We start from the raw sequence: 18,549 nt of genomic DNA, 5'->3' as shown, positions 1-18,549 counted from the left end.
CCGGGAAACCGGCCCGACGAACAGCCGGACCGGTACACCGGGCCAATTTAGCCGGCGGCAAGATGGTAAGTCAATCCATGGAATCAGCCGCCTTCCATTGCCTGAAGCCGGCTATCAATTTCGTCACGACCAATCCATCGACCGCCGACAACGACGCCCGAGAGATCCTGCAAGTGCGAAATATCTTCCATCGGGTTGCCCCCAACGAGCACAAGATCGGCGATATATCCTTCACCGATATGGCCCAGCTCTTCTTCCATGCCCAGGTACCGGGCGGCATTGGCCGATGCCATCTTCAGAATACTGTAGTCGGAGAACCCGACTTCCCTGAGCGCCGACATCTCGTGATGCACGGAGAAGCCCGGAACATTGAACCACTGCGGGGCATCGGAACCCAGCAGAAACTTCGCGCCCTCTTCCCGCAGTGCTGCGAGCAACTCGGCTCGTGCACGCATGTAGGCCTTGCCTTCCTCGGGGCTATCCAGCATGTTCTCTCGCATCATCTGAACCTGGCTGGACCAGCTCTCGCGCACTTGCGCGGGAACATAACGCAGTTCGGGACGATCGTCTTGCAAGGCCTGAATGGAGGCGCCGCCGAACAGGGTGTATGCGAGACTCTGTGTGGGCACGTTCCAGAACTCTTGTTCCGCCAGTTCGGAAGCAAGCATTCTCGCCCGCTCCGGATCGAAGCCCCGGGCCAGGCGGGCGCCAAACAAGCCTGCCGAGCCATCCACGTGGGTATCAGGATCAACCGTGGATGGCATATAGCCATCAAGGTGTTCAATCGTTGCGTAACCCAGACTGACCGCTTCTTCCACCGAAAGGGAAGTCGGAACATGACCCGACATTTCCATTCCCAGCCGCTCGGCTTCTTCGGCAATGGCTTCCATCTCCGGTCTCGACAACCCCTCAAGTAATTTAAGCAGATCGTAGCCTGCCTCCACCTGAGCTCGTACTTGTTCTCTGGCGCCATCGACACCGTCAACGGTGTTGTACCCGAACCCCGAGTTGTCAAGCGGTGGGCCACTGGTTATCAGTCGCGGCCCCGGGTATTCACCCGCGTCGATTGAGCGACGGATCTCCAGATGCTGCGGTGTGCCAATCATGTTGCGTATGGTTGTAACCCCGTTGGAGAGGAACAGGAACAACACATCCCGTGGGTCCATCGCGGAACCGGATTCATCCGACGGCAGATGTGCATGCATCTCGGACAGCCCGGGCACGAGATACTTTCCGGCGCCATCAATTCTCCTGGCACCGTCAGTCACGGAAACCGAGTCCGATCGATCAATCTGCCGGATGCGTCCATCCGATATCACGACAGACTTGTCTTGCAGAATTGCGTGATTCTTCATGGTGACCACGTTGACGCCCTCGATGATCAGCACTTCGGCCAGGACCAGTGAGGGGGCCAGCGCGACCAGAAAAAGCAGCCCTTTCATGTTTAGTCGCATCATGTAGTCGACCTCAGTGGTTTGGGTTGTAGATGGCATAGGCGTAGGTTTCGCCAGATTCATCGAAAGCTAGTACCTTGTAGCGCTCCTTTGCGTCGGTCACGTCCATTCCGGGAGAGCCAAGAGGCATGCCCGGCACACTAAGCCCCACAATGTCCGGTCGCTCTGCAATGAGGGATTTGACTTGTTCAGCCGGGACATGACCTTCGATGACGTAGCCATCCACCAAGGCCGTGTGGCAAGAGGACAGATCACTGTTCGGGCCCGTGTGATGGGTCTCCTGCAGCGACTGGAGGTCCGAGGGGTCGAGATACTCGAGCTCGACGGTAAAGCCCGCTTCTTCCATATGATCAGCCCATCGCACACAGCACTCACAGTTCTCTGTCAGGTTCAGGGTGACCGTGGGCAGCGGCTCCGAGCTGAAGCCGATGTTGCACACGAAAACCAGGGCCGCAACCAGCAGCAAGGGAGTCGAACGGCAATCAAGTCGGTAGTAATTCATGGTTTGGCTCCTTGGGCATCAGTTTTGATTTCACCGGTATCGATCCGATTGAGGTGAAACTGTGCCGAACCTGTTGTGGGCCTCGGTAGGGGTTTCGTCAGGGGAATGTCAGGATGTTTTCCGGGGACGGCCATGCCATCGATCCAGCCGGGCACGAAGAAGTGCTTGCACACCCGCAGAAACCGTGTATAATCGGCGACGCTGCGGAACACAGCAGTGGTCGAATTTGATCGAAGTTCCCTTCCGGTACCCCCTTCAAGCTCCTCCATTTCCTGAATTTCCGAGTAACAGCAACACCGGACCCGGCCGTGTGGCATGGTCCATTACAAACTTGCAATACATTTAAAGGTAGACATCAATATGTCCAGCAATACCGGAACCGTGAAGTGGTTCAACGACGCGAAGGGCTTCGGCTTCATTTCCCAGGACGATGGCGGCAGTGACGTCTTTGTCCACTTCAGCGCCCTGACCGGCTCGGGCTTCAAGTCCCTGGCCGAAGGTGCGAAGGTGAGCTTCGACATCGTCAACGGCCCCAAGGGCCAGCAGGCAGAGAACGTCGTCACCCTCTAACAGGGGCGACAGACCGCATTGCCGCGAAAAACCCCGCCGCCGGCGGGGTTTTTCATGTCCGGTATTCCCGGAGTTCCACGTTCCCCCCGGTCACCGGCTACAGGCCACAGGAGACTCCTACGGTGTCAGCCACTCGCTGCAGTTGGTGAGTCTGCGCACCATCAGCGCCCGAAATTTCAGCCGTGGCCTGGTTGCAGCTGTCGAAGACGAACGTGACCTCGCCCCAATGCGATAGATCATCTGGCTGCACTGGGTCGCTGAACGAGCCGAGTTCCCCGTACAGCAGGTTGTAGGCAACCGACTCCCCGGTGGAGATATCACCGATCACCTCTTCGGTGATCAGCCACAAGGTCTCGCCGCTGTCGGCGTATCCATAGAAGTACCCGAACACACCCCCCGGCGTGGCGATGAAGTTCCAGCCCTGGCCGGCGGTGGCCGGGTCATACCAGGCACCGGTCAGCCCGGCTCCTGGCGTGACGCTGAATTCCACCAGCATGCTGACCTCGGGATTGTCTGCATCAGGCTGCACGGGATTGGGCACCTCGGAGACCAGCACGTATTGGCCTGGCGTGAGATCGGCATGAAAGTAGGCCGTCAGGGGAAAGTCCTGGCCGGCACCGGCATTCGGAAAGAGTGTCTGTACACCGCCAAGAAAGGTCTGTGGGCCGCGTTGGCCGCTGGCCGAGACCAGCGCACCGCTGTCGGCGTAGTAGCCGTCGGCACCGATGTCGAGGTAGTTAATCCAGCCATTGATCTCCTCGACAGTCGTTTCTCCATCGAGCCGGACCAGGTGGACGTCATGGCCCAGGCCATGGCCGTAGACGATGTTGTCTTCGAAGATGACCTCAAAGGTTGTCGGTCCTGGCTGTAAGTTCTCGGCTTCCAGCCTCAGACCCTCGGTTGAGGAGATACGTACCTCGACCTCACTTGCCGGCTCGGAAGACTCGTTGTCTGAATCGTCGACAACCTCCAGGCGATTGACCATGCCGTGGGTGGTATGGAATACACCCTCGGTGTCGAGCACGTAGCACTCAATGAAGTAGGTTCCCGGTTCCAGGTACACGGTCATGCTGCTGGTCATCCCGCCGCTGGTGAACCCCGGGCCACTGCTGGGGACGCTTTCGGCAGACCATTCGGGCATTCCGGGCAGCAGCACATCGAAGAATCCTCCGACGTCGACGTCTCCGGCGAAGTACGGATCCCAGGCATCCTGAAACGGCAATGACAACGCATCCATGTATTCCTCGACAGACAGGTCAGCCACATCATCGGGCACACGCACCATGTAACCGAAGTGCGTGGAACTGGAATGATTGCTCATCCGGATCGTCGTCCAGCCCGCCGGAATCACCTCGTCGGACAGGACGAACTCGTAATGCGCATGGGCATCGGCCAGGGGCGGATGCCGGGTGATGACCTCTAGTACATTGGTCCCATGGGGGTTCGACAAGGGTCCGTGCCCCTGGCCCTGGGCTTCTGGCGGTCCGGCCGTCGCCAGCATGGGGGCAGTCATCATGGCGATGACTGCAACCGGGATGAGGAATAGTTTGCCAACTCGGATATTCATGATTGCCTCCTGCAATTGATTTGGACAGCTCCGCCAGATGGCGGATGGATCCAGCCTGCACAAGGCGTCCCGGAGTGTCCTGAGAATCTGGTGAGACTTTCCTGCGAAAAATGTGGGGACACTCCGCCCGTGGTCAGTGCAGCACCAGGTCAATCCGGTAGACTGGGGCTCATGGTCATCAATCGAGGGGCAGACCATCAATGGAGTTGAACCGGGGATTCCAGCTGGGCGACTGGCTGGTGCTGCCAGAGGAAAGCCGGATCAGGGGACCGACCGGCGACGTCCACCTGACCCCGCGTGCCATGGCAGTGCTGGTCTACCTGGCCGAACAGTCAGGGCGCGTGGTCTCTCGCGATGAGTTCAATGAGCAATTGTGGGCGCCTGCGGTGGTCACCGACCATGCGCTCACCCAGTGCATCGCGGAGTTGCGCCGGGCGCTGGATGACTCGCCAGCTCATCCGCGCTTTATCGAAACCGTTCCAAAACGCGGGTATCGACTGAGTGCTACCGTCACGCCGATCGAGGCGACCCGGAAGGAGGCGTCATCTGCAGCGTCCCGCACTCAGCGTCACGGCTGGATTGCGCGCGCCGGAATGGCCATGTTTACCGCACTTTTGGTTGCCGCCGGACTTTGGCTCCTGGATCCCGATTCCGGACCAGAGTTCAAGCAGCACTCGATCGCGGTTCTGCCCTTCGAAAGGATTGGCGTTGAGCCGGCACTGCCGCTGGCCGATGGATTGCACCACGATCTGCTGACCCGTCTGTCGGATATCGAGGATCTGCGCGTCATTTCCAGCACGTCGGTCCGGCAGTACCGCGACACGGTGCAGACCATTCCCGAGATTGCGCGGCAGCTTGGCGTGGTCTGGGTGCTCGAAGGCGCGGTTCAGCAGATCGGGGCCGAGGTGCAGCTAAACGCACAGTTGATCGATGGCCGCGATGACACGCACGCCTGGGCCAAGACCTATCGCCGTTCACTGACGGCCGAGAACCTGTTCGCCATCCAGGCCGAACTGATCGAGGATATCGTTGGCTATCTGGCCACCGAACTGGATCCCGATCCGGCACGAGCGCGTTTCCGGCCGACTGACAACCTGGAGGCTTACACCCTGTATCTGCGCGGCCGAGCTTTTGCCGATCTGCGTACCGCCCCCGGTTTGCGCCAGGCCACGACCTACTTCCGACAGGCCATCGAGCGCGACGAAAACTATGCACTGGCCTGGGTCGGGCTGGCCGATGCGCTGACGCTGCTCTACGACTACGGCTACGCCGCGCACGAAGAGGTCGTGCCGGATGCACAAGCGGCCATCCAGCAGGCGAAGGACCTCGACCCGAAGCTGGCCGAAGCCCATGCCTCGCTCGGGCTGCTCTACACCGCCACCCGCAATGGCTCCAGGGCTGTTCAATCGCTCGAACGGGCCGTGGCCCTGCGACCCAGTTATGCCGAGGCGTATAACTGGCTGGCCTGGACCTATCTCGTGCTGGGCCAGCCGGAAAGAGCCCTGGAGAACGCGGTTCGCGCGGTCGAACTCGATCCCATGTCACCGGAAGCCTTGTCCAACCTGTTGCTGGCCCAAATCGGCACGGCCGAGCACGAAGCCGCGCTGGCAGCGGCCCGGCAGACAGGCGACATGGAGCTGGCCTTCACCACGTTTCAGTTCTACAAGGCGTTGGCGCTTTACCACCTCGGTGACCCACGCGCGATCGAATTGCTCGACGGGCTGAGCGCCGCCTGGGCCGGCGAAGGGCCGAGAGCGACCCTGGCACTGGCCTATATCGCCCGGGATGAACCGGACCGAGCGCGCGAGGTACTCGACGCCATTCGGGCCACCGACGACGCATTTGCCATCGGCCTGGTCAAGGCCGCCCTGGGCCAGGTGGACCAGGCAATCGAAATCTTCATGAACATCGAGGAGTGGGACTACTGGCCCGCCCTGTCCGTGCACTTCCTTTATCCCGAGGTGCTCGACCCCGTGCGCCGGGACCCGGGGTTCGAGGCCATCATGCACCAGGCCCTACTGTCCCACGGCGGTAAACCCGATACCTGATCCCGGCTGCATCACCCCGGGTGTCGGCAAGCAGACTCGCAGTCGGTGACACATTCTCCTTCGGTTCACCGTAGAGTAGAGTTGAAGCCAAAAAATGCAAGAGAACAGGGGAACGTAACCATGCAGCAACATCTGAGAAAGCCGGGCATCGGCGAACGGCTGGGACAGCTCGCCTACCTGCTCAAGCACACTTTCACCATTGTCGGGCGCGACCCCGGCATTCTGAGGCCCTGGGTACGGATGGCCATCTACAGCATGGTCATGACCACGCTGTTCTTTGCCGGCATTTTTTCCATCGTGATCGGCGCCTACGGTTTCGGGGCCTTGCTGCTCGTTGTCGCCGTGTGCATGTTTCTCTACAAGTTCTTCTACTTCGTTCGCCAGGAGCTCCGACAGAGCTGGCTGGTCAGCGAGGCATTGCAGGGGCGCACCCGCAGCGCCGACGAAGCCAAGGCCCGGGTGCGGGAGGTACGGTCCACCGCCCGGCGGATTGCCCTGATCGACATGCTGGTGGCCTGGATGCTTTCCATGGCGCGGCGCAACGGCAATGCCGGCCGCCTGGTGAGGCTGTTCATGCGCGGCATCGAGGAAGTCTGGGACCTGGTCAATCACTATCTCCTGCCGACCACGGCCGTGGACGGCTGCAACGTGCGCGAGGGGATTGGCCGCATGAAGGCGCTCCGGGACAACGTACCCGAAACGCTGACCGGCGTGTTCGGCATCGACATCGCCGCGCGCGCGGTCGGCACCATCATGGCACCGGTCTATGCGTTGCTGGTATTGCTGGCCATCGGCCTGGGCCTGTGGGTCGGCGACAGCATTGCCGCCTTCTACGTCGGTGACCTGCGCGAGATGCTCGGCGATGTCGAGGTCGACTTCCTGCCCGAAGTCATGCACTTTTCCTGGCTGCCGCTGCTTGTTGTGCTGTGGATGGGCAAGCTCGGAAGCGTTGTGCTCGAGCGCGTGACCACCTCGGTCAAGGTCATCTACTACTCGATCTTCTACATGCGCATCACTCACATCGAGGAGATCATTCCCGAGATCCGGGACGATCTGGACAGCTACCTGCGCATGGAAGCCGAAGAGGTGACGCCGGTGGCGGGACAGGACGCGCCGCAGCCGGATTCGGCCGGCTGATGGACCCCGGATGACGGGTTTGCCGGTCCCGGGCAGTTGCGGTATGTTGGGTTCAACCTTCACCGTGCCAGGACCGCATGGAAGACAACGCCCGGCAACGCAATATCGGCACCCTGCTGCTGGAACTGGGCAGGGTGACCGAACAGGACCTCGAACGTGCGCTGGAACATCAGCGTATTCAGGGCGGGTACTTCGGTCAGGCCCTGGTTGATCTGGGCATCGTCGAGCAGGAGGAACTGGATTTCGGGCTCGCCGCCCAGGCCAACCTGCCTTACCTGGTGCCGGATGTTGACCATATCGATCCGGATGTCGCCGGGCTGGTGCCGCCAACCTGGGCCCTGCGCCACAACGCCATGCCGGTGCAGCGCGAGGATGGCTGGCTGACCCTGCTGCTGGATTCACCCCTGAAGGCCGGGCTGGCCGAGCAGATCTCCCGGCGTACCGGTCTGTCAGTCAAGCTGGCGTTGTGTTCGCCACGCATTGTTCGTGACGCCATACGGCAGGTCTACAAGCTCGAACCGGTGCGTGAAAAGGCCGAGCGGGTGCTCTCGACCGAAGCGTTCTGGACGCTGGCCTCCTCTCCCAGCGCGAGCCGATGGGGTCTGAGCGTGCGTCGCGACTTGGTGATTGGCTGGATCGACAACGGCGACGGTGTAAAACGTCATCCTCTCATGCACAACTGGCTGGTGTTTCTCGACCGGCTGCTCTCGCCACCGCCCTCGCAGCTCTTGCCTGGCCACGGCATGCGCCAGTGGCGCGCCAGCGTACGCCCCGATCACTCCCCCACAGCAGTCAATGTGACCAGCCTCTCCGGTCCGGGCGGCCATGACCTGCTGTTTGAGCCCTTGCGCGAACGCGAAAGCGAACTGGCCAATCTTCCCGGCGCCTCCATCATCGCCAGCTTGCGCGAATCGGCGCGATCGGGCAAGACCGCGCTTGGCGTGCGCAGCCCGACGGGACAGGCGGCCCGCAGCCTGGTCACCCGCCTGCCGCGACTGCTGCTGAAATCAGGGCACCGCAGTGTGTGCCTTTTCCGCGAAGGCGGCCACACGATCAGCGAGGATGTGCTCATCCTCACACTGCCCGAAGACGGCAGCGAGGATGAATGGATCTCCTTTACGCGGGATCTGGCGCTGGATGCAGTCGGTGTTGAAATCGAACCGAGCAGCCAGTCAAGCTGGCAACAGGTGCTCGAGCTGGCGCCATTGACGCTGGTGGTCCTGACCGGCACCGGCGGCAAGCCGCCGGCCGGCCTGAGCTGGCACCTGTGGTGTGACGACGATCGGACGCCACGCTGGCAACTGGAATCGGCCTGAGCCGCCCACTGCATGGTGGGGCGGCCCGGGCCGGCCGGCGATCAGATCGGCCAGAGATCCCAGAACAAGGTGAACACCGACAGGCTGATGATCGCCAATCCGGCCAGCAGCAAACCGATGCGCGGTGCCGCGGCAAGGGCCGGCCGGTAGCGCCAGGCCTGCACCAGGGCAAGTATCCCCAGCAGGCCGGCCAGCGGTCCCAGCCAGGCAAACCAGCGCGCCCAGGAGACCATGCCGAACAACAACATGGCCTCGGTGATCTCGCTGGTGGCATGGATGGCCGCACCGAGTCCGCCCAGGTGTGTCAGGGCCACGGCCGAGGCCAGGAACATGAGAAAGCGACTGCCGCCGGCCGGAGTAAGGCCGCGACCCTCCAGCCGGCGCGCCAGCCAGCCGAATGACAGCACGATCAGGGTTGCCAGGGACAGGGCGGCGGACAGACCGCCCCAGACGGCATGACCGCGCAACCGATCCTCTTTTTCGGCATGCATGACGATTCCCCGGGTGACCGCCCGGCTGCGGAAGTAGGGAGCAATGTAGTCGGCGGCATCCTCCCCGTGTTCGATGCATTCGCGGTCGAGTTCGGCGGCGGGATCGTCGAAGTAGTCGTTGAGCAGGTCTCCGGCGCATTCCACCGAGCGGGTCGGTCCGTGGCCGGCATGCGGAAACACCACCAGCTCGCCGTTGGCAAAGCCGGGCATGATGTACTCGGCCAGCGGCACCGGTGTGATCGGGTCCCAGGCGCCGTTGACCACCAGCACCGGCAGGTCGGTTTCAACCAGCTCGAACTGGGCCGTATCGCGCGGCGTCAGGCCCACTTGTCGACAGACCTCCGGCGCTTCGGCAATCGCTTCCAGTGCACCGAAGGCATGGGCCAGCGTCGGGTAATCGCGAAAGTCCGAGGGCGCGGCTTCGGCCCAGCGGTCGACATAGCCATCGAGACAGCGCACGGCCGTCGACATGCCCCTGCTCATGCCCGGCCCCCCGGGCTGCTCCATCAGGGCAATGGCCCGGAAGAAGCGCTGGTCGCGACGCTCGGCCGCTCGCGTCAGGCCCTCGATGATGGCGGGAATGGCCGGGTGAGTGGACTGCTCGTAGAGCAGGCTGAAAGGCAGGCCGGCAATCAGGTCCTGGAACAGGTAGGCCTTGCCGGTGGGATAGCGTTCGTCGGCCTCGACTTCCAGCGCAACGGGTTCCTCGCTCATGGCCTCGATCGCGGCCATGTAGCGTTCGCGCAGATCGCCGAAGGCGCGGGCGCAGGCGGCCTGGTCCTCGCAGGCGTCGAACAGCATGTCCAGGTTGCGATCGTGCCAGTGCGGGATGCGCATCAGGTCGTGCAGGTCCAGCGGCACGATGGCGTCGATCACCGCGGCACGAATGCCGTCCGGATCGACCTTCATGTAGGCCTGGCCCAGTACGGAACCATAGGAAATACCCCAGACGTTCCAGTCATCCAGGCCCAGAGCCAACCGGAGCGCCTTGATGTCGCGCGCATTCTCGAAAGTGTGATAACCGGTGACATCGACTCCGCGCGCCTTCGCGCCCTCGATGCAGGCGCGGGTCTGTTCAAGCGCGGCACGCTGGCTGTCGACGAAATCGGGGCGGATGAAATCGGCGCGATTGCGATCGGCGAAGAACGGGCAGAAATCACCGGAGTGCCCGATGCCGCGCTGCTCAAGGATGTAGAGATCGCGCCGGGCGGTGATGCGGTGGTCCTTGAGACGTGCGACATACCCCTCGACCTTCACCCCCGGTCCGCCGGTCAGGTAAAGGGCCGGATCGTCGCGAACCTCGACCTCGTTGCCCTCGTGGTCCTCGCCGCGCGCGTTGATGCGCACGAAATGCAGTTCGATGGTTCGACTGCCCTCGACCTCGCGGTTCTCGGGCACCTGGATCAGGCCGCATTCGACCTCGCCCGGACCGTAATCGATGCGCCCGCGAAATGGACAGACGACAGTGTCGTATTCGGCCTGGCGCAGCCATTCGTAGTCGGCATCGGTCCGGGCCGGCAGACCGGGCGCTTCGTCCGATACCATTTCGGCCGGCACCATGACGAAATCATCCGGGGTTGTGGCCGCCGGGCTGGCGGCCAGGAATATCAGCGACAGGGGGAATAGCAAAGCGGCAAATCGGTACATGCGCGGTTTCCGGTGTTTGACGAAATTTTCACATCAGCCTACCCGATGCGCCAGCGCGTTACCAATCGGCGACCGGACACAGGGCATGCGGCCGGCAGACAATGACGAATGGCCTATTCCATCCGGGACGCTCTGGCGTTATGGTTTCGGGTGAATTTTTGTGTCCAGACACCAGGCGCCTGCGGGCGCCCATATCAGGAGGGTGACATCATGACGTTATTGATCCGGGCGCTTGCGCCTGCTGCTTTCTTCATGCTGGCATTCAGCCCGGCCGTCCAGGCCGAGCAGGCTGATTCGCTGGCCTATCTCGACCAGCTGCCCGAGCTGATCGACCGCGACCTGTTTTTTGGCGACCCCGAAATCTCGGGTGCCCAGCTCTCCCCGGACGGGCAGTACGTCACGTTCATGCGTCCTTATGAGGGGGTGCGCAACATCTGGATCAAGGAGCAGGGCCAGTCTTTTGACGACGCCCGCCCGCTGACGGCCGATAGCCGCCCGGTGCCCGGCTATTTCTGGACCCACGACTCCGGGTACGTGCTGTATGTCCAGGACCGCGATGGCGACGAGAACTTTCATGTCTGGGCCGTCGATCCACAGGGAGAACCCGATGACAACGGCGTGCCGGCCGCGCGCAACCTGACCGATGGCGAAGACGTTCGCGCCCAGATCATCTCCGTGCCGCGCAGCAACCCGGACCGGCTTGTCGTCGGCATCAACGACCGCGATCCGGCCCTGCATGACGTCTATGCCGTGTCCATCGCCACCGGCGAACGCGAACTGCTGATCGAGAATGTCGACAACGTGGCCGGATGGAGCGCCGACCTGGAGGGCAACATCCGCCTGGCGACCCGTCAGACCGATGCCGGCGGCACGGAAGTGATGCGCGTGGCCGACGGCGAACTGGGCGATGTCCTGTTCGAGTGTTCCTGGCAGGAAACCTGCGGCCCGGCCGGCTTTCTTCCCGACGGCGATCGGGTCTGGTTCCAGTCCAACCGGGGCGAGGATATTGACCTGGTCGGTCTTTATATCCTCGACCTTGAAAGCGGAGACACCGAACTGTTCGAGCGCGACCCCGAAGGCGAGGTCGATTTCGGTGGCGTGATTCTTTCGCCGGCCACCGATGAGCTGCTGGCCACCGTGTACGTGGGCGATCGGCCGCGGATCTATCCGCACGACGAGAACTTCGAGGCCGACCTCGAGTTCCTGCGCGAGAACCTGCCGGAAGGCGAAATCGGCATTAGCTCGATGACCGCCGACGAGCGACTCGCCCTGGTCAGCCTGTCACGCGACGTGGATCCGGGTACGGTCTACCTGTTCGACCGCGAGCAGCGCACGGTCGAGAAATTCTACCGGAGCCGCCCCGAGATCGACCCGGACCAGATGTCTGAAATGAAGCCGATTCGCTACACCGCACGCGACGGCCTGGAGATTCCCGCCTACCTGACGATTCCGCGCGGTGCCGATCCGGAGAACCTGGCGGTTGTCGCCCTGATTCACGGCGGACCGTGGGCCCGCGATACATGGGGTTACCGGTCCCAGGTGCAGTTTCTGGCCAATCGCGGCTATGCCGTGCTGCAGCCCAATTTCCGTGGCTCGGCCGGCTTCGGCAAGACCTTTCTCAATGCCGGCAACAACGAGTGGGGCGATGCCATGCAGGATGACATCACCGATGGCATCAAGCACCTGATCGAAGAAGGCATCGCCGATCCCGATCGGGTCTGCATCATGGGCGGCTCTTATGGCGGATACGCCACACTGGCCGGCATGGTCTTTACGCCCGAGCTGTATGCCTGCGGCGTGAATATTGTCGGGGTGTCCAACATCATTACTCTGCTCAACTCCATTCCGCCCTACTGGGGACCGATCCGGGAAATGTTCATCCGCCGGGTGGGTGATCCGGATACCGAGGAAGGTCGCAAGCAGCTCGAGCGGCAGTCGCCGATCAATCACGTCGAGCAGATTGCCAGCCCGCTGCTGGTCATTCACGGCGCCAACGACCCGCGGGTACGTCAGGCCGAGGCTGACCAGATTGTCGTGGCCATGCGCGAAAGCGATCTGCCGGTTGAGTACATCGTGGCGCCGGATGAAGGCCACGGTTTCCGCGGTCTCGAGAATCGCATGGCCATGTTTGCCCGCACCGAGGAGTTCCTCGCCAGCCATCTGGGAGGACGCTACCAGCCCGACATGGCCGAGGACATTGCCGTGCAGCTCGCTGCCATCACCGTCGATGTCGACGAAGTCGAGCTGCCGGACCTGGCCGACGAGCTGGCCGCCGCGCGCACCCGACCGCTGCCCACGGTCAATGCCGAACAGATCCTTGATGGGCGTCTGGAGTACGTGACCCGGCTTTCGGTCCAGGGCAATGAGCTGGAAGTGCCGGCCACGCGCACGATCGAGCGTACCGAACAGGACGGCCGCACCGTCATCGAAGTACGCTCAGAATCGAGCTCGCCGATGGGCGAGGCCAGCGACCGGATCGTGGTCGATGGGCGCACCTTGCGGCCGATCAAGCGTCGTGCCGAACAGGGCCCGGCCACCATCAAGGTCGATTTCGACAGCCGGCAGATCAGTGGCGAGATTGATGCGGGCGCCCAGCAGATACCCATCGACATCGAGCTCGACGCGCCCGTCTTTGGCGGTGAAACCGCCCTGGAGCTGGTGATCAGCGCATTGCCGCTGACACAGGATTACCGTCGGCCGCTGCGCTTTGCCGAGATCGGCATGCAACAACAGGTCCGCTACTTCAACCTGACGGTGACCGACAGGGAATCCATCGATGTGCCCGCGGGCGAGTTCGAAGCCTGGCGCATCGAGCTCTCCGCTCTGGACGACGAGGGTGGCGACCAAGTGATCTGGCGCAAAGCCGATGCACCCTACCAGGTGCTGCGGGTCCAGGGCCAACTGCCGCCCCAGATGGGTGGTGGCGAATTCACCACCGAGTTGACCGCCACGGACTAAGCCCGTTCCAGCATGCATCCGCCCCGGTCATCGCCGGGGCGGGTGCTCATCCCTCCCTGGCGAACGATCGAAAAGCCGCCAACGTCTTGTCGTCAAAAAGAACGAATCGCACCTGCAGGCTATCGGGTCGGTACTGCCGTACCGTGTCCATGGCAATTTCGGCGGCTTCCTCGAGCGGGTAACCGAAGGCACCGGCCGACAGCGCGGGAAACCCGACCGAGGCCAGTGCCTTTTTCTCGCACAAGCGAAGCGCATTGCGGTAAGCATCGGCCAGCAACCGGTCGGCCGGCTCGTCGATACCATAGCGCGGCCCCAGGGCATGAATAATCCACGGGTTGGGCAGCTTGTAGCCGCGGGTGATCACCGCCTGGCCCGGAGCGATGGGCGCTAGCGGCTGGCAGGCCTCGGCCAGTTGCGACCCGGCGGCCCGATGAATCGCACCAGCCACGCCACCCCCGGGCATCAGCTGGGCATTGGCGGCATTGACCACCGCGTCGAGATCGGGCTGATCGGTGATGTCGCCGGTGACGAGTTTGATGGGCATGGAGCAGCTCCGATAATCGGCAAGCCTGTGACTATTCTAACGAATGGAGCGTGGATAGCTGTTGGGGACGGTGAAAGGTGAAAGGTGTAAGGTGTAAGGTGTAAGGAAGAACCGGTTCGTTCGCTTCATGGTCTGGTTGCCATGAGCGATGCCTCGAACTTGGCCGGTGCTCATGATAAAAGAAGGGGCGATAATCCTGTTCACTTTTCACCTTTTACCGCCTTTATCCCCATGCCCGAATTGCCCGAAGTCGAAACCACCCGTCGCGGACTGGCGCCGCTGGTCGAGCGGGAGCGTATTGCCGCCATCACCGTGCGCCAGCGGGGGCTGCGCTGGCCGGTGCCGATCGAGGTCGACGGACTGGGCGGCGAAGTGATTCACGCGCTGGAACGGCGCGCCAAGTGGCTGATCTGGCATCTGGACAGCGGCTGCCTGCTCTGGCACCTGGGTATGTCAGGGTCGTTTCGCGGCTGGCTGGACGCACCCGCCCCCGGCCCGCACGACCATGTCGATGTGCAGATGGCCGGCGGCTATCTGGTTCGCTATACCGACCCGCGCCGCTTCGGAGCCCTGCTCTACTGTGCCGGCAGTCCACTTGAGCATCCACGCCTGGCTGGCCTGGGGCCTGAACCGCTGGGCGATAGATTCGATGGCGATCACCTGTGGCAACGGTCTCGGGGCAGACGAGCGCCCGTGAAATCCTTCATCATGGATTCGCGCATCGTGGTCGGTGTCGGCAATATCTATGCCTCCGAGGCGCTGTTCGACGCCGGCATCCATCCCACCCGGCCGGCGGGTCGGATCAGTCGCGAACGCTACCATCGACTTGCCGGGACCATCCGGGCCACCCTGGCCGCGGCCATCGAGGTGGGCGGCACTTCTCTGAGAGATTTCACCGTGGGCGACGGCACGCCGGGCTATTTCGGGCAATCGCTCAAAGTGTATGGCCGCGAGGGCCAACCGTGCCCAGGCTGCGGGGCCGCGGTGCGCCGGAAGGTTGTTGGTCAACGCAGTACTTTCTATTGCCCGGTTTGCCAGACCTGACGGTTCGGGGCTATGCTCGGGCCTCACCCGAAACGGGATTGAACCATGAGCACCAAGCGCATTGTCGGCATTGGCCTGCTGATCGTCGGCCTCGGCCTGCTGTTCTTCGGCTTCCAGGCCACCGATACCCTGACCGAGGAAGTCCATGAAACCCTCACCGGCCGCTTTACCGATGAAACCACCTGGTACCTGATCGGGGGAGCTGCCGCCGCGGTCGTCGGCTTGCTGCTGACGCTGTTTGGCGGGAAACGCTAAGGGGCCAGGGGAGGAGCGCACCACCACAGAGAACCTTTTCTGCCCCGGCGTGGTCTTTCCTAGGTGTGTCCGCGTGCCCGTCCGGCTGCGGCGGCAGCGTTCACATCGACATTTGTAATGCTGGACCGACGTGCGGCCCCTCGGGCCGTCGAGAGACCTGGACCTCATGATGCGAAGTCTTTTTGCCGCGCTGATCCTGTTGCCCTTACTGTCCTGGGCCGCTCCCGAATACGGCACGGTGGAGCGCGATCATATTCGCGCCGAGCTGATCGCCGAGATCACGGCCGTCGAGCCGGGCCAGTCTTTCTGGGCCGGACTCAGACTGGAACCCGACGACAACTGGCACACCTACTGGCTCAATCCGGGTGATTCGGGGCTGCCGACGCAACTGCACTGGGACCTGCCCGATGGCGTGAAAGCCGGCGAGATTGAATGGGCCTGGCCCGAAGCCCTGCAGATGGGCCACCTGGTCAACTACGGCTACAAGGACGGACACCTGTTGCCGGTGCGCATCGATACCCCGGACAGCCTCGTACCGGGCGAGACGCTCACGTTGGTGGTCGATGCCGCCTGGCTGGTGTGCGAGGAAATCTGCATTCCGGGCGACGCGACTTTGGCGCTGGATCTGGATGTAATCGATCACGGCCAGCGACGCGAATCGCCTCATGCCGCACTGTTTGCCGACACGCTTGAACGCGTGCCCGAGAAAGCGGGGTGGACGGCGCGCTTCAATACCGAAGGGGGCAATCTGAGTGTGCAGGTGGTCCCGGAAGACATCGACCTTTCCGGCGATCTGGCCTTTTTTGTCATCAACGACAACCTGGTCGAACATGCCCGGGAGCCCAGCGTGCTGGCCGAGAACGGCCAGATTCTTGTTTCTCAACCGCTGTCGGCCTATTTCAGCCGGGCGCCCGAACAGCTGGAATTTATCCTGGTCGACCACGACGCCGGGCAGGCCTGGCATCTTTCGGCCGAGACCGGCGAACTGCTCAGTGCCGGCGCGCTGGTCGACTCGTCGTCACCCGGCTGGGCACTGGCGCTGATTCTGGCGCTGGCCGGCGGTGTCTTGCTCAACCTCATGCCCTGCGTGTTTCCGGTGCTGTCGATCAAGGCCATGAGCCTGGTTTCCGGTGCCGGCCACGACCAGCGCGGTCATGGGCTGGCCTACACCGCCGGGGTGCTGGTCAGCTTTGCGGTGCTGGCGGCCGTGTTGCTGGCGCTGCGCGCCGGCGGCGAAGCCATAGGCTGGGGATTCCAGCTGCAATCGGCCTGGTTCGTTGCCCTGCTGGTCTACATCCTGTTTGCCCTGGGTCTTTCATTGTCGGGACTGTTCGATTTTGGGACCCGGCTGATGGGCATTGGCCAGGGGCTGACCGAGAAGGGGGGTTCCAGGGGCTCATTCTTTACCGGCGTGCTGGCCTGCGTGGTGGCCAGCCCCTGTACCGCCCCCTTCATGGGCGCGGCTCTGGGCGCGGCGGTGTTCATGCCCTGGCCCATGGCCATGAGCGTGTTTCTTGCCCTCGGGTTCGGGCTGGCGCTGCCCATGCTGGTTCTGAGCTTCAGCCCGGCATTGGCGCGCCGCCTGCCACGACCGGGGCCGTGGATGGAGACCTTCAAGCAGGCCATGGCTTTTCCGCTCTACCTGGCCGTGGTCTGGCTGCTGTGGGTACTGGCCCGGCAGACCGATCCCACCGGCCTGGCGCTGGTGCTGTCGGGCATGGTGGTGCTGGCCTTTGCCCTGTGGCTGGGCGGGCGTGAGTCACGTGGGGAAAGCCTGGTGGTCGCCCGGCATGCGGCCGTGGGGCTGAGCCTGATCTTCGTGCTCTCGACCCTGTTTTCGGCCGATCGTTTCGGTGGCGCGGAAGCGGTATCGGTCGACAACGCACACTGGGAAACGTATTCGGCCGAAACCCTGGCCGAGTTGCGCGACGACCCCGAACGTGCCGTGCTGGTCAACATGACCGCCGACTGGTGCATCACCTGCCTGGTCAACGAACGCGTGGCGCTGAACACGTCGGCAGTGCGCGAGGCCATGGAAGAGAACGACGTGGTCTATCTCAAGGGCGACTGGACCCGGCGCGACCCGGACATCACCGAGTACCTTTCAAGCTACGACCGCAACGGCGTACCGCTTTACGTGCTGTATCCGAGAAATGGTGAGGACCCAAGGGTTCTGCCCCAGGTACTCACCCCGCAACTGGTCATTCAGGCACTGGAACGTTCCTGAGGCCAGTCATAATAGACTGTTCCACATCGACCCATCCAAACAAACCAACGACAATCAAGGAGTACACGATGCCTTACCGAATGATGCAAGTGTTGGCCACCAGTCTGCTGCTGGCCCTGTCCACCGCAGTGATTGCCGCTCCTCAGATCGGTCAACCCGCACCCGATTTCACGCTGACCGACACCCAGGGCAATGAAGTGTCGCTGTCTGATTTTCGCGGCCAGACCGTGATCCTGGAATGGACCAATCACGACTGTCCATTTGTGGTCAAACACTACCAGCCCGGCAACATGCAGGACCAGCAGCGCCTGGCCCGCAATCAACATGATGCGGTCTGGCTGTCGATCATCTCCTCGCGGCCCGGTGCCCAGGGTCACGTGTCGCCTGAAGAAGCCGACGAGCTGACAGCCAGCCGTGATGCCTATCCCAACGCAGTACTGATCGACGAGCCCGGCGATGTCGGCCGTGCCTATGACGCCCGCGTCACCCCGCACATGTACATCATCGATGCCGAGGGCATCCTGCGCTACATGGGCGGTATCGACTCCAACCCCAGCCGCGATCCCGAAGACATTCCCGACGCCACCCAGTACGTCGTGGTCGCACTCGAGCAGATGGCCGCTGGCGAGGAAATCACCGATTCGGTAACCCGTCCGTACGGTTGCCAGGTGCATTACTGATCGATCCTTTTTCTGGCCGGGCACGGACACCGTGCCCGGCCCGCACTTGCCCATGCTTTTATTGCGGTAGATTCCGGTTGTGGTGGCGGGGTGGCGAGCAGCCTTGCGC

The 18,549-nt window shown here is 62.7% G+C and carries 15 protein-coding genes; 9 read left to right on the top strand and 6 right to left on the bottom strand.

What is annotated here, in order from left to right:
- Positions 1–83 precede the first annotated feature (83 nt).
- From IC757_RS00190 to IC757_RS00180, 3 genes are read right to left on the bottom strand one after another with little or no spacing between them, the layout of a single operon-like run.
- Entirely contained in the window at positions 84–1,442 is a 1,359-nt protein-coding gene (locus IC757_RS00190; RefSeq protein WP_190975418.1) for an amidohydrolase family protein, read from the bottom strand.
- Positions 1,443–1,467: 25 nt separating this feature from the next.
- Positions 1,468–1,956 (bottom strand): DUF411 domain-containing protein, encoded by a 489-nt coding sequence (locus IC757_RS00185; RefSeq protein WP_190975417.1) that lies wholly within the window; start codon positions 1,954–1,956, stop codon positions 1,468–1,470.
- Positions 1,953–2,225: a hypothetical protein gene (locus IC757_RS00180; protein WP_190975416.1), complete on the bottom strand. Its 273-nt coding sequence runs from the start codon at positions 2,223–2,225 to the stop codon at positions 1,953–1,955. The genes IC757_RS00185 and IC757_RS00180 overlap by 4 nt, the downstream gene beginning before the upstream one ends.
- A gap of 91 nt (positions 2,226–2,316) precedes the next feature.
- Between IC757_RS00180 and IC757_RS00175 the strand changes: the two genes are divergently transcribed.
- Positions 2,317–2,526, top strand: a complete 210-nt coding sequence (locus IC757_RS00175) for a cold-shock protein (RefSeq protein ID WP_190975415.1) — start codon at positions 2,317–2,319, stop codon at positions 2,524–2,526.
- Between the two features lie 97 nt (positions 2,527–2,623).
- Here the strand turns inward: IC757_RS00175 and IC757_RS00170 are convergent, their stop codons facing one another.
- Positions 2,624–4,093, bottom strand: coding sequence for a hypothetical protein (locus IC757_RS00170; RefSeq protein ID WP_190975414.1), 1,470 nt, complete (start codon positions 4,091–4,093; stop codon positions 2,624–2,626).
- A 200-nt stretch (positions 4,094–4,293) separates the two neighbouring features.
- Between IC757_RS00170 and IC757_RS00165 the strand changes: the two genes are divergently transcribed.
- The 3 genes from IC757_RS00165 to IC757_RS00155 all read left to right on the top strand — a co-directional run bounded on the left by IC757_RS00165 (position 4,294) and on the right by IC757_RS00155 (position 8,594).
- A complete protein-coding gene (locus tag IC757_RS00165; RefSeq protein WP_190975413.1) occupies positions 4,294–6,141 on the top strand; it encodes a winged helix-turn-helix domain-containing tetratricopeptide repeat protein in 1,848 nt (615 codons plus the stop codon).
- A 120-nt stretch (positions 6,142–6,261) separates the two neighbouring features.
- On the top strand, positions 6,262–7,278 hold the full coding sequence (locus IC757_RS00160) for a hypothetical protein (protein ID WP_190975412.1): 1,017 nt from the start codon (positions 6,262–6,264) through the stop codon (positions 7,276–7,278).
- Positions 7,279–7,355: 77 nt separating this feature from the next.
- Positions 7,356–8,594, top strand: a complete 1,239-nt coding sequence (locus IC757_RS00155) for a hypothetical protein (RefSeq protein ID WP_190975411.1) — start codon at positions 7,356–7,358, stop codon at positions 8,592–8,594.
- 41 nt (positions 8,595–8,635) lie between these two features.
- Here the strand turns inward: IC757_RS00155 and IC757_RS00150 are convergent, their stop codons facing one another.
- Positions 8,636–10,732, bottom strand: a complete 2,097-nt coding sequence (locus IC757_RS00150; RefSeq protein ID WP_190975410.1) for an alpha/beta fold hydrolase — start codon at positions 10,730–10,732, stop codon at positions 8,636–8,638.
- Between the two features lie 210 nt (positions 10,733–10,942).
- On the opposite strand from IC757_RS00150, the gene IC757_RS00145 reads away from it, so the two are divergent.
- Complete coding sequence (locus IC757_RS00145) at positions 10,943–13,690, top strand: alpha/beta hydrolase family protein (protein ID WP_223846182.1); 2,748 nt, start codon at positions 10,943–10,945, stop codon at positions 13,688–13,690.
- 46 nt (positions 13,691–13,736) lie between these two features.
- On the opposite strand, the gene IC757_RS00140 is transcribed toward IC757_RS00145, so the two are convergent.
- On the bottom strand, positions 13,737–14,234 hold the full coding sequence (locus IC757_RS00140) for a macro domain-containing protein (protein ID WP_190975409.1): 498 nt from the start codon (positions 14,232–14,234) through the stop codon (positions 13,737–13,739).
- 231 nt (positions 14,235–14,465) lie between these two features.
- Here IC757_RS00140 and mutM point away from each other — a divergent pair, with 231 nt between their 5' ends.
- The 4 genes from mutM (at position 14,466) to IC757_RS00120 (ending at position 18,440) form a co-directional block, all read left to right on the top strand.
- On the top strand, positions 14,466–15,278 hold the full coding sequence (gene mutM, locus IC757_RS00135; RefSeq protein ID WP_190975408.1) for a bifunctional DNA-formamidopyrimidine glycosylase/DNA-(apurinic or apyrimidinic site) lyase: 813 nt from the start codon (positions 14,466–14,468) through the stop codon (positions 15,276–15,278).
- Between the two features lie 45 nt (positions 15,279–15,323).
- Positions 15,324–15,533, top strand: a complete 210-nt coding sequence (locus tag IC757_RS00130; RefSeq protein WP_190975407.1) for a DUF3185 family protein — start codon at positions 15,324–15,326, stop codon at positions 15,531–15,533.
- Between the two features lie 166 nt (positions 15,534–15,699).
- A complete protein-coding gene (locus IC757_RS00125) occupies positions 15,700–17,760 on the top strand; it encodes a protein-disulfide reductase DsbD family protein (protein WP_223846181.1) in 2,061 nt (686 codons plus the stop codon).
- An 80-nt stretch (positions 17,761–17,840) separates the two neighbouring features.
- Positions 17,841–18,440 (top strand): redoxin domain-containing protein, encoded by a 600-nt coding sequence (locus IC757_RS00120; protein WP_223846180.1) that lies wholly within the window; start codon positions 17,841–17,843, stop codon positions 18,438–18,440.
- The last annotated feature ends 109 nt before the right edge of the window (positions 18,441–18,549 follow it).

Origin of the sequence: Wenzhouxiangella sp. AB-CW3 (genome assembly GCF_014725735.1) — a bacterium.
In the GTDB taxonomy this organism is placed as follows: domain Bacteria; phylum Pseudomonadota; class Gammaproteobacteria; order Xanthomonadales; family Wenzhouxiangellaceae; genus Wenzhouxiangella.
This window is presented reverse-complemented; position numbering and strand designations above follow the sequence as displayed.

Excerpts from the sequence above, each read along its gene's own strand:
- IC757_RS00190 (WP_190975418.1), bottom strand. The coding sequence starts at position 1,442 with ATGAAAGGGCTGCTTTTTCTGGTCGCGCTGGCCCCCTCACTGGTCCTG.
- IC757_RS00185 (WP_190975417.1), bottom strand. The coding sequence starts at position 1,956 with ATGAATTACTACCGACTTGATTGCCGTTCGACTCCCTTGCTGCTGGTT.
- IC757_RS00180 (WP_190975416.1), bottom strand. The coding sequence starts at position 2,225 with ATGGAGGAGCTTGAAGGGGGTACCGGAAGGGAACTTCGATCAAATTCG.
- IC757_RS00175 (WP_190975415.1), top strand. The coding sequence starts at position 2,317 with ATGTCCAGCAATACCGGAACCGTGAAGTGGTTCAACGACGCGAAGGGC.
- IC757_RS00170 (WP_190975414.1), bottom strand. The coding sequence starts at position 4,093 with ATGAATATCCGAGTTGGCAAACTATTCCTCATCCCGGTTGCAGTCATC.
- IC757_RS00165 (WP_190975413.1), top strand. The coding sequence starts at position 4,294 with ATGGAGTTGAACCGGGGATTCCAGCTGGGCGACTGGCTGGTGCTGCCA.
- IC757_RS00160 (WP_190975412.1), top strand. The coding sequence starts at position 6,262 with ATGCAGCAACATCTGAGAAAGCCGGGCATCGGCGAACGGCTGGGACAG.
- IC757_RS00155 (WP_190975411.1), top strand. The coding sequence starts at position 7,356 with ATGGAAGACAACGCCCGGCAACGCAATATCGGCACCCTGCTGCTGGAA.
- IC757_RS00150 (WP_190975410.1), bottom strand. The coding sequence starts at position 10,732 with ATGTACCGATTTGCCGCTTTGCTATTCCCCCTGTCGCTGATATTCCTG.
- IC757_RS00145 (WP_223846182.1), top strand. The coding sequence starts at position 10,943 with ATGACGTTATTGATCCGGGCGCTTGCGCCTGCTGCTTTCTTCATGCTG.
- IC757_RS00140 (WP_190975409.1), bottom strand. The coding sequence starts at position 14,234 with ATGCCCATCAAACTCGTCACCGGCGACATCACCGATCAGCCCGATCTC.
- mutM (WP_190975408.1), top strand. The coding sequence starts at position 14,466 with ATGCCCGAATTGCCCGAAGTCGAAACCACCCGTCGCGGACTGGCGCCG.
- IC757_RS00130 (WP_190975407.1), top strand. The coding sequence starts at position 15,324 with ATGAGCACCAAGCGCATTGTCGGCATTGGCCTGCTGATCGTCGGCCTC.
- IC757_RS00125 (WP_223846181.1), top strand. The coding sequence starts at position 15,700 with ATGATGCGAAGTCTTTTTGCCGCGCTGATCCTGTTGCCCTTACTGTCC.
- IC757_RS00120 (WP_223846180.1), top strand. The coding sequence starts at position 17,841 with ATGATGCAAGTGTTGGCCACCAGTCTGCTGCTGGCCCTGTCCACCGCA.